14 protein-coding genes are annotated in these 15,450 nt (G+C 52.3%); 10 read left to right on the top strand and 4 right to left on the bottom strand.

Annotated features, from left to right (window positions below):
- Positions 1 to 35 precede the first annotated feature (35 nt).
- The 8 genes from SIC18_RS09060 (at position 36) to fmt (ending at position 9,131) form a co-directional block, all read left to right on the top strand.
- Positions 36 to 2,417 (top strand): RNB domain-containing ribonuclease, encoded by a 2,382-nt coding sequence (locus tag SIC18_RS09060; RefSeq protein WP_413429388.1) that lies wholly within the window; start codon positions 36 to 38, stop codon positions 2,415 to 2,417.
- Between the two features lie 4 nt (positions 2,418 to 2,421).
- Positions 2,422 to 3,051: a flavin prenyltransferase UbiX gene (locus SIC18_RS09055; protein WP_413429386.1), complete on the top strand. Its 630-nt coding sequence runs from the start codon at positions 2,422 to 2,424 to the stop codon at positions 3,049 to 3,051.
- Positions 3,048 to 3,554 (top strand): hypothetical protein, encoded by a 507-nt coding sequence (locus tag SIC18_RS09050; protein ID WP_413429385.1) that lies wholly within the window; start codon positions 3,048 to 3,050, stop codon positions 3,552 to 3,554. The genes SIC18_RS09055 and SIC18_RS09050 overlap by 4 nt, the downstream gene beginning before the upstream one ends.
- Before the next feature lie 45 nt (positions 3,555 to 3,599).
- Positions 3,600 to 4,037 (top strand): DUF2996 domain-containing protein, encoded by a 438-nt coding sequence (locus SIC18_RS09045; protein ID WP_413429383.1) that lies wholly within the window; start codon positions 3,600 to 3,602, stop codon positions 4,035 to 4,037.
- 74 nt (positions 4,038 to 4,111) lie between these two features.
- Positions 4,112 to 5,197 carry a magnesium-protoporphyrin IX monomethyl ester (oxidative) cyclase gene (acsF, locus tag SIC18_RS09040; protein WP_048346432.1) on the top strand — a complete coding sequence of 362 codons (1,086 nt, stop codon included), beginning with the start codon at positions 4,112 to 4,114 and terminating at the stop codon, positions 5,195 to 5,197.
- Between the two features lie 64 nt (positions 5,198 to 5,261).
- The gene (locus SIC18_RS09035; RefSeq protein WP_245407300.1) at positions 5,262 to 6,722 is read left to right on the top strand and encodes a TldD/PmbA family protein; all 1,461 of its coding nucleotides are present in this window, start codon (positions 5,262 to 5,264) and stop codon (positions 6,720 to 6,722) included.
- A 2-nt stretch (positions 6,723 to 6,724) separates the two neighbouring features.
- Entirely contained in the window at positions 6,725 to 8,092 is a 1,368-nt protein-coding gene (locus SIC18_RS09030) for a TldD/PmbA family protein (protein WP_413429382.1), read from the top strand.
- 10 nt (positions 8,093 to 8,102) lie between these two features.
- Positions 8,103 to 9,131, top strand: coding sequence for a methionyl-tRNA formyltransferase (gene fmt / locus SIC18_RS09025; protein ID WP_413429381.1), 1,029 nt, complete (start codon positions 8,103 to 8,105; stop codon positions 9,129 to 9,131).
- Between the two features lie 10 nt (positions 9,132 to 9,141).
- Here the strand turns inward: fmt and SIC18_RS09020 are convergent, their stop codons facing one another.
- From SIC18_RS09020 to SIC18_RS09005, 4 genes are all read right to left on the bottom strand, one after another.
- Positions 9,142 to 10,422: a DEAD/DEAH box helicase gene (locus SIC18_RS09020; protein ID WP_413429379.1), complete on the bottom strand. Its 1,281-nt coding sequence runs from the start codon at positions 10,420 to 10,422 to the stop codon at positions 9,142 to 9,144.
- Positions 10,423 to 10,454: 32 nt separating this feature from the next.
- The gene (locus SIC18_RS09015; RefSeq protein WP_413429377.1) at positions 10,455 to 10,667 is read right to left on the bottom strand and encodes a hypothetical protein; all 213 of its coding nucleotides are present in this window, start codon (positions 10,665 to 10,667) and stop codon (positions 10,455 to 10,457) included.
- A gap of 619 nt (positions 10,668 to 11,286) precedes the next feature.
- Positions 11,287 to 11,628, bottom strand: coding sequence for a DUF6464 family protein (locus SIC18_RS09010; protein ID WP_413429376.1), 342 nt, complete (start codon positions 11,626 to 11,628; stop codon positions 11,287 to 11,289).
- 4 nt (positions 11,629 to 11,632) lie between these two features.
- On the bottom strand, positions 11,633 to 12,355 hold the full coding sequence (locus SIC18_RS09005) for a TerC family protein (RefSeq protein ID WP_413429374.1): 723 nt from the start codon (positions 12,353 to 12,355) through the stop codon (positions 11,633 to 11,635).
- Between the two features lie 37 nt (positions 12,356 to 12,392).
- Here SIC18_RS09005 and SIC18_RS09000 point away from each other — a divergent pair, with 37 nt between their 5' ends.
- Both SIC18_RS09000 and dnaK read left to right on the top strand, forming a co-directional pair.
- Entirely contained in the window at positions 12,393 to 13,169 is a 777-nt protein-coding gene (locus SIC18_RS09000) for a hypothetical protein (RefSeq protein WP_413429373.1), read from the top strand.
- Positions 13,170 to 13,379: 210 nt separating this feature from the next.
- Complete coding sequence (gene dnaK / locus SIC18_RS08995) at positions 13,380 to 15,260, top strand: molecular chaperone DnaK (protein WP_413429372.1); 1,881 nt, start codon at positions 13,380 to 13,382, stop codon at positions 15,258 to 15,260.
- Positions 15,261 to 15,450 lie beyond the last annotated feature (190 nt).

Raw genomic sequence — 15,450 nt, 5'->3', positions numbered from 1 at the left:
TCCCGGTCCTGAAGGCCGGTTTCTTGCATGCTCCGATGAAATTCACGGTCGCCGACCTTCTCGATCAGGTCCCCCATGACGGTTCCGTTGAGGTCAGCAAGCTCGAAAAGATTCTCCGATTAACCAATCGAGCGGATAAACAATCTCTCGGCATTGCGCTGAAAGCGCTTGATCGACTTGGTGTTCTGAGCCTTGAAGAGGAGAGTTCGGTCTCCAGAGAAGACGACATTGGTTTGATTGAAGCCCGTTTGCGCTGCAGCAGCAAAGGGTTCTGTTTTGCCATTCGTGATGACGGCGGTGAAGACGTCTACATCCGTGACCATCAGCTGAATCACGCTTGGAATGGTGATCGCGTGTTGGTGCGCATCATCCGTGATGCAGGCCGCCGTCGATCTCCAGAAGGGGGGGTGCAATGCATTTTGCAGCGAGCCACCACAAGTCTTCTGGCTCAAGTGGAACAACAGGATGAGCGACTTCTCGCCGTTCCCCTCGATGATCGTGTTCTCGCCTCCATCGAGTTACCCGAAGGAGATAGCAACTATCGAGTCGAGGGACCAGCCACATCAGTGGTTGAAGTGCAGCTCGATCGATACCCGATCGCTCAACACCCAGCCCGTGGTCATGTGGCCCGTTCGCTGCCACTCAACGGTGGTGTCGATGCTGATCGAGATCTTTTACTCACGAAAGCCCACCTACATAACAGGGCAACTGTCCCAAGAACAACGATTAAGGCTCCAGTCGATAAACGACGCAAAGACCTCACCGATCAGCCCTGTTTACTCTTGAACAATTGGGTGATTGATGGTGCTCCCCAGCTACCAGCAGCCCATGTCATCCCCCATGAAGGTGGGACCCAGCTGTGGATTCATGCTCCTGCTGTCGCTGAACGCGTGAACCCCGGAAACAGTCTTGATCAATGGCTGTGCGAACAAAGCGAAGCTCTTTGTTTGGGCAATAAGTGGATTCCACTACTGAGTCCCAACCTCTCCAAAGCGGCAGCGTTCAACGTTGGAGAATCACAAGCGGCAGTGAGTGTTCGCATTGATTTCGACGCTGAAGGCAGCGTTCAAGACTGGGAATTCTGTTTGACACAGATTCGGCCTGTCGCAGAAGTGACCTCGGAAGCCTTAACGGCCTTGGCAGGGCGCAAGCCCCGTTCTCGCGCGATTCCAGCAGCACTGAAACCAATCAAAGATCACATCGGACAACTCGAGACACTGATCTTTTGCGCCAAAGCTCTGCACGCCGCAGAGTTAAGACAGGGCCTAATCGAATTAGATCTTCCAACCCCTGATTTGGAAACGCTGGGAGACCTCCGAGCCGCCGAACCTGATGGTGGCAATCGTCAGTGGATTGAACCCCTGAGAGAAGAGGATCCCTTCTCAATCCTGGCTGTTTTCCTTCGAGCAGCGAATGCCACTTGGACTCAGCATTGCCTGGATTTCAATCTTCCAGCCCTGGTGCTTCAAGCCAATGATCCCGAAAGTGGATCGCTGAATGACGTCGCCAAAGCAGCCATTGCCTTAGAGCTGCCGATCTCCCTGGATGAAGAAGGGACCACCTCGGCGTCCGAACTCGCGCAAGCCTTGATTACAAGTCCATCGAGACGGGTGCTCAACCTGCAGCTGCGACAGACCCTTCCAGATCCTCAATTCCGCTTCATCCAGTCGAAAGCCAAGCAAATCGCTCTCACCAATGAAAACAATGAATCGGTCACTGAGACAGAACAAGGTGATGAAGAGCTCGACAAAGCAGCAGACATTGATGCGATCACTCCTCCTACTCAGGATGGGGCGACTCCGTTATTGGCGCCTTGGTGCTGTCCCACCCTGCATTACGCCGATTTATTGAACCAACAGGTGTTGTGTCAGCTTCTCAACGACGGCAAAGATCGTCCAAGCGTTCGCCAAAAAGAAACGGTCAACTTGGGCAGCAAAGGTGCCGCTTCAACGATGACCTGGCCACTCTTCAGTGGATCTCTTCAACAACGATTGCAGGAAATCCTTCCAGAACGCAAACTTCAACGTCTCAATTCTCGGCGTCGCCAACAAGCTGAGCTTTCTAGAGATGTGATTGCGATGGCGCAAGCACGAAGCGCCGAACCGATGCTCGACCACGAGCAACAAGGTGTGATCAGCGGCGTTCAAAGTTATGGGTTCTTCGTCGAAATTGCCCCCTCCATGGTGGAGGGTTTGGTGCATGTCAGCTCCTTGAACGACGATTGGTACGAATACCGTTCGCGCCAAAATCGGCTTGTGGGTCGTCGTAATCGTCGCGTTTACAAACTTGGAGATCCCGTCACAGTGCGTGTAACCAAGGTGGACGTCCTGCGCAATCAGATCGACCTAGACATCGTGATGTCAAAGGAAGAAGCAGAGGACGAGTCCCCGATGCCCGTGGCCGTGAGTGAGGATTAAGGACGTGTCGCTGTTGGAGCAACCTGATCGTCCTTATGTCCTTGGGGTGAGCGGCGCCTCAGCCCAACCGCTTGCTGAGAGGGCCCTACAACTGTTGCTTCAGCAGGAACGCAGCGTTCACCTGATCATGAGTCGTGGTGCTCATGAGGTTTGGCTCGCTGAACAATCCATCCAGGTCCCCGTCGATCCTGAGCTTCAGGAACGCTTTTGGAGATCTCGGCTGAATGTTCAAACAGGATCATTGATTTGCCATCGCTGGGGAGATCAAGCCGCAACGATTGCCAGTGGAAGTGTGGCAACCCGAGGCATGGTGATTGTGCCTTGTTCGATGGGAACCGTGGGGCGTATTGCGGCAGGAGTGGCCAGTGATCTGCTCGAACGTTGTGCTGATGTTCATCTCAAGGAAGGACGCCCCCTGGTGCTGGCACCAAGAGAAATGCCATGGAGCCTGATTCATCTCCGCAACCTCACAACTCTGGCTGAAGCGGGAGCAAGAATTGCACCACCGATTCCTGCTTGGTACAGCCAGCCCCAAAATCTCAGCGAGATGGTGGATTTCTTGGTGGTGAGACTCTTCGACTCTCTTGGTGAGGATTTAGGGCCTCTGAAACGTTGGCAGGGGCGCCAGCCATGACAGCTCTTCAACGCTTGCTGCTGATTCCCTGTCTGAGTCCAGTGGTATTGATGCTGTTGATCGCCTCACTCAATCTCGGACAAGCGTCATCGTTGCGAGTGCTCACATGGAGATTGCCCAGCTTGCCGATTGGGGCCTGGATCGCTGTTGCAACGATCTTGGGATCGGGCGTCAGCGCTGTGGGTGGATTGGCAATGGTGACCTCGAGCCCCGTACTGCGTCGAGAGGTTCGACGGCCGGCAACAGGACCCCATGTTCAAGATCCGTTGCCTCGTGAGCAACCACATGAGGCCAGAACAGCTCAAGCCACGCCCTGGCCTGAACGTGACGTGCGCGATCCAGCCCCAACCGTCTCAGTGCCCTTCAGGGTGGTGCATCGAGGCAACCAAGCCAACGCAACACCAACCCAAAGCCAAGACACCAATCCGTCTACTGCTACTGCAAGAGGAGCAGCAGACTCTGATCCTGACGATTGGAATCGAGAGATTGGCGATGATTGGTAGAGAAAGCACTGGGCTGTCTACAGTTCGCCCAGCAATCAAAGTCCGGTGAGCGAAACTCCCGAAACACCCAAAGCTGCAGCCAAACCAGCGGCAAAGCCGGCAGCAAAACCTGCCCCGAAGCCCAAGCTGGAGGACAAGCCCTTTCAAGCGTTCATTAAGGACGATCTCATCCCATCCCTCAGCAAAGCGCTTAGCAGCAACTATCAGATCAACGCCTCGATCGATTTAATCGAGGGCGATCGTCCTGTTGTGGGAGGCCAATGCTGGATGGTCATGGGTGAGTTGCCGGGCGATCGGCGATTCTGGGTTTGTTTTGAATCGGATTCGATCACATCTGGTAAAACCATTGCTCTTGCCGAGTCCGGAACGGAGCCCAGCCTGCTGGAGTCGTTTTTGATCGATGAGAAGCGCATCAATCTGGCTCTTCTGCAGTCCCGTTTGCTGCAGCGCCTGAATGGCCAGAAATGGCTGGGTGGGAATTAACTGAGAGCTCTTAACAGTGGAGGCGGGGTTTCCAGAGGGCGACCTACGATGAGAGGTACTTACTGACGCAACTGATGGTGCCTCCAACAGCCGTGACGGAAGCCACAGCAGCACCAGGGTCCAACGTAACGGCGAAAGACCCGGAGAAGGACACGATCCTCACCCCTCGTTTTTACACGACAGATTTCGAGGCGATGGCCGCGATGGATCTGCGTCCGAATGAGGCAGAACTAGAGGCCATCTGCGAAGAATTTCGAAAGGATTACAACCGCCATCACTTTGTACGCAATGGCGAGTTTGATGGAGCTGCAGATCAGCTCGATCCGGCAACACGGAAAGTATTCGTTGAATTTTTAGAGCAAAGTTGCACGTCTGAATTTTCAGGGTTTTTGCTTTACAAAGAGCTCAGTCGTCGGATCAAAACCAAAAATCCCCTACTAGCCGAATGCTTCTCCCATATGGCGCGAGATGAGGCTCGGCATGCCGGCTTCCTCAACAAGTCGATGAGCGATTTTGGCCTGCAGCTTGATCTTGGCTTTCTAACAGCAAATAAAAGCTATACATTCTTCAAACCAAAATTTATTTTTTACGCCACATATCTTTCTGAAAAAATTGGTTACTGGCGCTACATCACCATTTTCCGCCATCTTGAACAGAATCCAGATCATAAAATTTTCCCAATCTTCAACTTCTTCGAAAATTGGTGTCAGGACGAAAATCGCCATGGTGATTTCTTTGATGCGTTGATGAAAGCGCAACCAGACACTGTGAGGGGACTACGTGCACGACTGTGGTGCCGCTTCTTTCTGCTTGCGGTGTTTGCCACCATGTATGTGCGAGATGTCGCTCGCAAAGAGTTTTACGAAGCTCTGGGGCTGGATGCGCGGGAATACGACCGCTTGGTGATCGACAAGACCAATGAAAACACTGCTCGGGTGTTTCCAGTGGTCCTCGATGTCAAGAATCCTCGCTTTTTCGACGGTCTCGAACGCTTGGTGAACAACAACGCAGCGCTGAGCGCAGTGGATGCATCGCAAGCCCCTGCACCGATCAAATTGCTGCGCAAACTGCCCCATTGGGTGGCCAACGGAGCTCAAATGGCATCGTTGTTCTTAATGGCCCCGATCCGCAGCGATCAATATCACCCAGGCGTTCGTTGAGAGGGACCTATCGACCAGCACCTCTGTCTGCGTTTCCTTCTGCGATTCTCCATAATCAAGGCTGATGCAGATGAGGGGCTTGGTCGATACCCATCCCGCTCTTAACCAGACATTCAATCTGGATCCGAGCCACACGCCCTGGAAAGATCGCCTGGAAACGCTTCTTCAGACAGGGGTCCGTGCTGGTGCGGATCTTGTAGAAGTGTTCCTAGAACGCACGGATCATTTAGGTGTGCTCGCCGAACAGGAACGCATCACAAGTGTGTCTCCATCTTTCGGAATGGGCGCAGGAATCCGCGTCTTCCTCGGACACCGAGACGGTTTCGTGAGCACGAACGATCTCAGTGAATCCGGCTTAGCCCAAGCGCTTGACCAAGCCTTGGCCATGCTCGAATTGGAGCACAATGCTCTCCAGCATGATCGAGGCTTTCAGGGGCTCCATCCACTCAGAGATTTTGGGGTCAACAAAGACACCTGGCTCACTCAGTCCCCTGAGCTCAGTGAAATCACGCAGCGACTGCTGGAAGGAACAGCTCGTCTTGATCAGCTTGGAGAGCACCTGGAGGTGCGAAGAGGCAGCTTTTCACGGGATTGGCAAGAGGTTCTTGTGGCAGCCAGTGATGGGACCTATGCCCGCGACATCCGTCTGCATCAGTCCAGCGGCCTGAGTGTCCTGGCCGCAGATGGCGAGCATCGTGCAAACATCGCTCGCCGGTTTGGATCCAGCGATCGCCCTCATGACCTACGGGACTGGGATGTGGATGCAGCGGCCAACGAAGTGTGCACCAGTGCTGCAACCATGCTCCATGCCAATTACGTGGATGGAGGGCAGATGCCAGTGGTTCTCGCCAATCGTTTTGGAGGGGTCATATTCCATGAAGCCTGCGGCCATCTGCTCGAAACCACACAGGTTGAACGGGGAACGACCCCCTTTGCAGATCAAGTCGGAGAACTGATTGCCAACCCTGCAGTCACCGCGATTGATGAAGGTTTGAGTAGCGGTGCCTTTGGTTCCCTATCCATGGACGATGAGGGGATGGAATCACAACGCACGGTCTTAATCGAGCAAGGCGTCTTAAAAGGATTTTTGAGTGATCGTGCCGGTGAACTACGGACCGGTCATGTGCGTACTGGAAGCGGTAGGAGACAAAACCATGGTTTTGCTGCTGCAAGTCGCATGCGTAACACCTACATCGCTGCAGGTCCCCACAGCACTGACGAACTAATCCAATCCGTTGATCGTGGCCTCTATTGCAAATCGATGGGCGGTGGAAGTGTGGGACCAACCGGTCAATTCAATTTCTCTGTGGAAGAGGGCTACATCATTGAGAATGGACAACTGGGGCGTCCGGTGAAGGGAGCCACCTTGATCGGTGAAGCCAAGGAAGTCATGCCGAGGATTTCCATGTGCGCCAACGACCTCGATTTAGCCGCTGGATACTGCGGATCGGTGAGCGGCAGCATTTTTGTCACGGTGGGGCAACCCCACATCAAGGTTGATTCGATCACGGTGGGAGGCCGCTGACCATGACCCATACACCTCTCAATGTGGAAGAGCTCCGCGATCAGCTCCACGCCCTAGCGACCAGGGATGGAATCCGTCAATGGGATCTTGGAGCCAGCAGAGGCATGAATGCTTCGGTCCAAGTGGATCGAGGGGAAGCGAAGCAAATGAAGGCTGCTCAACGCAGTTCCATCACTGTGCGCGTTTGGAATGAGCAAGGACTGGTTGGTGTGACCAGCACCTCTGATCTGTCACCAGGAGGCCTCGAGAAGGCACTCAATGGTGCTTATCAGGCCAGTGCTTTTGGAAATGCAGAAGACATTCCAGGCTTTTCGCCACTCGCAACAGCACCGATCCCCGAGATTGATCGACCTCTCAAACCCTCTCAGAGCATTCAGACGTTGCTCAGCACCCTGAAAGATGTGGAAGGAGAACTCCTTGCTAAACACCCTGCAATCGAAACCGTTCCCTATAACGGCTTGAGCGAGGGCAATAGCGAGCGGATTTACCTCAACAGCGAAGGGGCGCTTCGCCACATGCAACGGACTCAGGCCAGCCTTTACCTGTATGCCCGTGCCGAAGAAAGTGGCAGAAAACCTCGCAGTGGCGGAGCTGTGCGCGTAGCGCTGGGAAGCGCTGATCTGGATCTGAGCGGCTGCATCAAGGAAGCAGCCGAACGCACAATCAGCCATCTCAACTACCAACCGATCGATACCGGTCGCTATCTGGTCTGCTTCACGCCAGAGGCTTTCCTGGATCTGCTCGGTGCATTCAGCAGCATGATTAATGCCCGTTCCATTCTTGATGGGATCAGTCTCAGCAGCAAGGAATCGCTCGGCCAACAACTGGCGGTGCCATTTTTTAATTTGCACGACAACGGTTTGCATCCCAATCACGTGGGAGCAGCTGCCTTTGATGGAGAAGGCACACCAACCAAACGCCTCTGTCTGATTGGCAACGGCAAGTTGGAGAATCTGCTCCATTCCGAGGCCACAGCTCGTCAGTTTGGTGTTCAACCCACCGGTCATGCCGGACTCGGAGCCAAGGTGTCCGTTGGTCCAGATTGGTTTGAAGTGAGTACAAGCGAAGAGGGCAGCAGTGCCGCTGCCCATCTCGACCATCGCAATACTCGGGATACTTTCGTATTGATCGAAAGTTTGAGCGCACTCCATGCAGGCGTAAAGGCGAGTCAAGGGGCCTTTTCACTTCCATTTGATGGCTGGCTCGTGAAAGATGGTGAGCGCATCTCTGTGGAAGCAGCCACGATCGCTGGCGACATCCGAGATGTTCTGAAAGGGATCGTTCACTTGGAACCCAATGAGGTGGTGACCCACCAAGGTGTGTCACCCCATGTGTGGGTGGATGGTTTGGCAATTACAGGCGAGGCCTGAGCTTCGCTCGATGAAGATTTTGTTTTGGGGAACTCCCGACTATGCAGTGCCAACCCTGGTCGCTCTGCATCAAGCTGGCCATACGCTCGTCGGAGTGGTCACCCAACCGGATCGACGCCGAGGGCGTGGTAAGTCTTTGATCCCCTCAGCGGTGAAAGCCAAGGCCCTTGAGATGGGGATCACCGTGTTCACGCCGGCACGGATCAAGCAGGACGAAGGCTGCCAAAGGCAACTTGCCGAGCTTCAAGCGGACCTATCCGTCGTGGTGGCATTCGGTCAAATCTTGCCGAAACGTGTGCTGGATCAACCGCCACTGGGGTGTTGGAACGGCCATGGATCCGTACTTCCCCGATGGAGAGGTGCTGGACCAATTCAGTGGTCCATTCTGGAAGGAGACCCCGAAACCGGCGTGGGTGTGATGGCCATGGAAGAGGGACTGGACACAGGACCTGTTCTGATTGAGCGAAACCTGCCGATTGGGTTACTTGAAAACGGCCACACTCTGGCCAAACGCATGAGCACTCTCACCGCTGAACTCATGGTGGAAGCGATGCCATTGATTGAATCAGCAGGACCGGGAACCGAGCCCGAACGCAGGGCTCGCCTCAAGGTGATCAACCAGGCTGATCGCCCAGGAGACGCGAGTTACGCACGCATGCTCACCAAACAAGATCACCAGATCGACTGGTCCGCCTCGGCACTCACCATTCATCGAAAAGTGATGGCGCTCTATCCAAATGCCGTAACGCTTTGGAACAACAAACGCCTCAAACTCCTCCATTGCGAACCCCTCATCGATCGACTGAAAGAGGAACTCAGCGCCGATGTACATCACCTGATCGGACGCTGGCCCACAGGAGGTCATCCTCCTGGGACAGTGTTGGAGTCTGTGAAGGGAATCGGGGTCGTCGTGAGCACGAGTGGCTGTCCGATCCTCGTTCGAGCCGCACAGCTCGAGGGGAAAGGGCGGAGCGATGGCGACTCCCTTCTTCAACAACTCAACGCTGCCCCCAATCAGCAATTCGGCACATTTACGTAACGGTTGAGCGTTACCGGCGATACGCCCTCGTGCTACGCGTGACTTGGCGGCGGCGCGAGGAGCCTCCCGAGCGGCGACCTCGTCCGCCGCTCAGGTCGAGGGGAGGAGCACTAAGAATGGTGGGCTCAAAGCCAGGAACATTCTCCCGACGCAAGGTCTCACCCGTCAGGCGCTCAATCGCCTTCAAAAGCAATGCCTCTTCAGCAGCAACAAGAGAGATGGCATGGCCGGTTTCCCCTGCACGACCCGTACGTCCTATGCGATGCACATAGTCTTCGGCAACATTCGGGAGATCGAGATTCACCACATGTGGGAGCTGTTGGATATCAATCCCCCGCGCAGCAATATCTGTGGCAACAAGAACGCGCACTGAGCCATCCTTAAATCCTTGCAAAGCCCGTGTTCGCGCACCTTGGCTTTTATTTCCATGGATCGCTGCCGCCAACAGACCTTGCTGGCTGAGACGTTCCACGACGCGATTCGCACCGTGTTTTGTCCGGGAGAACACCAAAACCTGAAGCCACTCACCGCTGCGAATAAGATGGATTAAAAGATCAATTTTGCGACGCATATCGCAGGGATGAACAACCTGCTCAACAGATCGAACCGTTTGGTTGGCAGGGGCGACCTGAATTTGCACAGGATGGTCAAGCAAACCCGTCGCTAATTTCCGAATTGGCGCACTAAATGTGGCCGAAAACATCAAGGTCTGACGACGATCAGGAAGACGTGAAATCACTCGCCGGATGTCATGAATAAAGCCCATATCCAACATTCGATCGGCTTCATCTAGTACCAAAAACTCAACCCGATCGAAGCGCACAGCGCCCTGCTGAAGCAGATCTAGTAAGCGACCTGGAGTCGCAACCAACACATCAACGCCTTTCTGCAGACGCTGAATTTGAGGGTTGATCTTCACACCACCAAACACAACGTCACTAGTGAGCTGGAGATGCTTGCTGTACTCAAGAACACTGGCCAGCACCTGGGCGGCTAGCTCTCGAGTCGGGGTCAAGACCAAAGCTCGTATCTGTGAACGCCCTGGACGTGCTCCATGGTTGAGGCGTTCCAACATCGGGAGCGTGAAACCTGCTGTTTTACCTGTTCCTGTTTGAGCAGCAGCCATCACATCCCGCCCAGAGATCACAGCTGGTATAGCCTGCAATTGAATCGGCGACGGAGCGGTGTATCCCTTCTCCTGCAAAGCCTTCAGCAGCGGGTGACTCAAACCAAGGGAATCGAAACCAGAGGCTGCGGACTCTGACGCGGCAGGGGAAGCGGAAATGGCCAACAATGCGAAAGATTCAGCCTAAATCCACACCTTCAACATTCCATGTAAAGCGTACGAGCTTGATTCCAAATCTGCTCTAGGTCTTCATCTGAAAGGGAAAGCGCCTGGGGGTGGACAGAGGCCAACCACTGACGCCGCTGATCGATGCCGGTGCCGTCAAAAAACTGTTGCCCCGCCGCTAGCACCCTGAATTTTAGGAATTCAAGAAGTATAGAACGAGTTTTAATGCGTTCAGCATGAGTCATCGTGTTGACCCCAACAAGAAGTAGAAGCAGACAAAAAAGTATGGCGCATGGCAAGAAAGCTCAAGCAACGATGAAGGAAGCCGCTACGGATGAGAGAGCCAAAAAGGTAAGCAGTTAACCACAAATCTAGAATCACATTAAGGACTTAAAATCTGAATTGATGCTGGATTCACCCCAAGCTCAAACGGTTGCCCCAACGAGACGTGGTCAACATAAGGAGCCAAGATTTCAAGGGTAGATCGACTTTGCCAATGCCTCACCTTCGTTTCTGGGTGTGGCCAATAAACCAAACCTGGAACGTCCAAATGAAATGTGCCAACTGAACGTAAGCGAATCCTCCAAAACGAAAAGGTTTCAGGGGGATGCAAGTGGGTCCATTCCAGATCACGAAATAGATAATCTGGATGCCTCAGACGTAGCTCAGAAGGAGAGAATGAAAGATTTAAGGTTCCAGGCCAATAAGGAGACAGATCAAGTCCTAAGGCTGCAAAAAAGGGCGATTGCATCGCAATAGTCCCCTTGGGGTAGGGAGAGATCCCTGAAGCACCAGAGCTCAAGGCTTGACCTGAGGCGACTCCGTGCCCCTTAAAAAGAACGCCCGGATGCCAACGAAGGCTGGTCATAGGCGCTCTTCCCGGTGAACACAACGATCACATGGACCATCAGGCAAAACGGCACAACGAAGCAAAGGGGTCAATGCATTGAATCGGCAATCAGCATCTCCAATCACCCAACCATGACCAACAAATTGGGCATCAGCAGGCTGTTTTTGTGGCTTTAGAAGCAAAACAATCGATGCGAGTTCATAGTGACCTGAATGCAACTTGTAGCGATGCTTCCTTTGCATGACCAGATAACTGGTTTGTTGATGAAAAAACCATTGACCAGGCATAGGAGGATCAGTCAACTCAAAGCGGTCGAACAGAACCTGAGTCACGGAATGACGCATTTCAACAAGCATTGGATCAAACTTCGTGTCCCAAGGGTTCTTTCCTGTCGGAAAAGCCCCAAATCATGAGCAAAGCAACTGTTAACAGGCTCCACCATTCGGGTGGTTGGAAGCCAGAGAAAAACAAGCTTAAAATAAGTTTAAGCCCTACCAAAGCGACCGCAAGATATCCAGCCGATTCCAAGTGGGTATAAATTTCAAGCCATCGAATAAATAATCCCGAAGTAAAACGTAAGGCAACAACGCCAATAAAAGCACCTGTAATCACAAGAATAAGTTGGTCACTAATCGCCACAGCAGCCGCAACACTATCAACGGAAAAAGCTAGATCCGTTAGGGCTAAGGCCACGATCGTTCGTGTGAATGAGATTGCTGGTGGATGCCCAGAGGATCCAGACGGATCCTGGGAGCCTGATGGCTTCACCCAAAGATGGGACAGGAAAAGCCACAGCAAATAAACACCAGCAAGGAATTGCAATGGCTTGAACGCCAGCACCCACTGAGCCAATAAAATCAGAGCAACCCTGAGAAAAAAAGCAATCGCAATTCCAAGGTCGAGTGCTTTTTTTTCTTTGATTGGATCGTTTTGCTTTCGAGCTACAGCCGCTAAAGCAATCGCATTGTCAGCGGAAAGCAGCAGTTCCAAGACCACAAGCACTGGGAGGAGGGGCAGCAGCTCAGCCCATTGATCAACACCATCAAGAAGAGGCGTCAGTGACGGTAGTGCAGCTGAATCCATCCCAACAGCTTAGAAATGGTTACCCCCCTCCAGAGGCATGAAAACAAATGTGGAGATCTGCCACATCGATAGCAACCGATGTGTGGTGCGTGTCAGCGGCTTTGATGGCGAACGATGCCTTGGGAGCTCGCTAGGAGAAGCTGCCGATGCTGAGGAAGCAGAAGACCGGGCGAGAGAACGATTGGAGGAACGTCTGCTCAAACAAAAGCAGAGCACAGAGCCAAAACAGCACTTGCAAACCACCAATGAAAAACAGCCAGAACCTGAGGCTCAACAACCAAAACCGGCTCGGAGATTTGACAGCAAGGATGTTGTACAGAGTGAACCCAAGCCGATGAAGCCAGCCTTACCAATACCCATACAAACCAACGAGCAGCCCACCGTATCCAATCCGGAGCCGAGCGAAGCACCCACAGACCCAGAGGATTGGAGCGAAGAGCTCACAGCCATCGATCTACAACTCAAGCGCATTGGCTGGACCCGTGAACATGAGTCCAGATATCTAGAGCGAGCGTATGGCCATGGGAGCAGGCACAAGCTAACGAGGTATAGCGACCTTGTGTCTTACCTCAATAAGCTAAAAAACTTCGATGAAGGAGCTGAAGCCGGGTCAGCACAGACTCCTCTACGGAGAAGCGACTTAATCACTCAAGGCGATGAAATGCTGACGACACTGCAATGGGAACAAGAAACCGCAAAACATTTCCTTCAACAACAACTTGGAGCAACATCAAGACAACAGCTCAGCGACGAACAACTGTTTGAATTTAATATGCTTCTAGAGGAGCAGCTGATCGGCGATATGCCGAAATAGAATCAACACCAAACCAACTTTTTTCAACAGGCAAAGGAGATCTCAGCGAACAGCAATCCATAGATAAAAGCAAACAAAGTAGTCGTAAAAACCGAACTTTAACCGAACCAACGAATTCAATCAGAGGGTAAACCCACCTCAAGGGTTGGGTTTACCCACTCCTTAACTACGAGATCAGGCCATAAGAATGAGCGAACTTGAATCAAACAAATGACAAAAGTAATTGGCATTGACTTGGGCACAACCAACAGTTGTGTATCTGTGATGGAAGGTGGAAACCCCACCGTGATCGCAAATGCAGAAGGCTTTAGAACAACACCTTCTGTGGTGGCCTACACCAAGAGCAAAGACCAATTGGTCGGCCAGATCGCTAAACGTCAAGCTGTAATGAATCCAGAGAATACCTTTGGATCAGTCAAACGCTTTATCGGAAGGCAAACGGATGAAATAGCAAAGGAAACCAAAGATGTTCCCTACACCGTGGAATCTGTCGGAACCAAGGTCAAAATCAACTCTGCATGGATGAAGAAGTCATTTTCACCTGAGGAGATCAGCGCCAGTGTACTTAGAAAACTTGCTGATGATGCTTCGAAGTATCTAGGTCAAACAGTGACTCAGGCGGTAGTCACTGTTCCCGCTTACTTCAATGACTCACAGCGCCAGGCCACAAAAGATGCTGGCAAAATCGCTGGCTTAGACGTTCTAAGAATCATCAACGAACCCACTGCTGCCGCTCTTGCATACGGGTTGGACAAGAAGGATGCAGAGAAAATCCTCGTCTTTGACTTAGGGGGTGGAACTTTTGATGTCTCCATCCTGGAAGTAGGAGAGGGGGTCTTCGAAGTGATCAGCACCTGCGGAGACGCCCACCTTGGAGGAGATAACTTCGACAAAGTGCTTGTGGATCACATGGCTGAAACCTTCCAGAAAGAGGAAGGAATTGATCTCAGAAAAGATGCACAAGCTTTACAACGTCTCACTGAGGCTGCCGAGAAAGCAAAGATTGAACTCTCATCGTCAACACAGAGCGACATCAATCTACCGTTCATCACAGCAACAGCTGATGGGCCCAAACATCTAACGATGACAGTCACCCGAGGGACATTCGAGGAGTTGGCTTCAAACCTGATTGACCGTTGCAAGAAACCAATTCAACAGGCGATGAAAGACGCCAAACTCTCAAAAAGCGACCTAAACGAAGTGATCATGGTTGGGGGTAGTTCACGGATTCCCGCAGTCTTAGAAGTCGTGAAAGTGGCAACAGGCCAAGATCCAAATCAAACCGTCAATCCTGATGAGGTTGTGGCCATTGGCGCTGCTGTTCAGGGAGGTGTGCTCTCAGGAGAGGTCAAAGACATTCTTTTACTGGACGTCACACCTCTCTCACTAGGTGTGGAAACGATGGGCAGCGTGGTGAATGTGATGGTTCCGCGAAACACAACCATTCCAACGCACAAAACTGAGATCTATTCCACAGCGATGGATGGTCAAACCACGGTAGAAATTCACGTTCTCCAAGGAGAGCGCCAGATGGTCTCAGACAACAAGAGCCTTGGAACCTTCCGATTAGATGGGATCCCTGCTGCACCCCGTGGTGTCCCTCAAGTGGAAGTGGCCTTTGATATTGATGCCAATGGAATCCTGAGTGTCACAGCTAAGGACACAGGATCAGGCAAGGAACAATCAATCACGATCACTGGTGCCTCAACCCTTAGTTCAACGGAAGTGGATCGAATGGTGAAGGATGCAGAAGCAAACGCTGACTTAGATCAGAAAAAGCGTGAAGCAATCGACACCAAAAACCAAGCGGAATCGCTGATTTATCAGGCTGAGAAGCAACTACGGGAACTAGACAACAAGGTCACTCCTGAGTCGAGAACCAAAGTGGAATTAGTTCTTTGTGAACTCAAAGAAAGCCTTCAAACGGATAACACACAACAAATCAAAGAACGTCTTGAAGGAGTGAAAACGGCATTAATGGAAATGGGTTCCATGCTTTATTCTCAAGAGGAAGAGAGGCCTCAACGCTCAGAGCAAAGCAATGACAACGATGATGTCATCGATGCTGAATTCGTCGATTCTCCCAACTAAACATCCTCAGTCAAGTTAGAGACACAACTAACTGAGAGGGGCAAGCACAATAAAACTTGCCCCTTTTGATCGTCCGGGCCTAGGGGATGGAGAGCCCCAACACCGAGAAAACGACCCAGTCGCAGCAGTCGCAATCGAGACTTCTTAAGGTTTTCTCTATAGCAAAGGCGTTGTGTGGGCATACCGTGAC

The sequence above is a fragment of the Synechococcus sp. Cu2B8-bc1011 genome (assembly GCF_047302735.1).
Taxonomy (GTDB): domain Bacteria; phylum Cyanobacteriota; class Cyanobacteriia; order PCC-6307; family Cyanobiaceae; genus Synechococcus_C.
The sequence above is the reverse complement of the archived record's forward strand: the minus strand, read 5'-3'. Positions and strand labels throughout refer to the sequence as shown.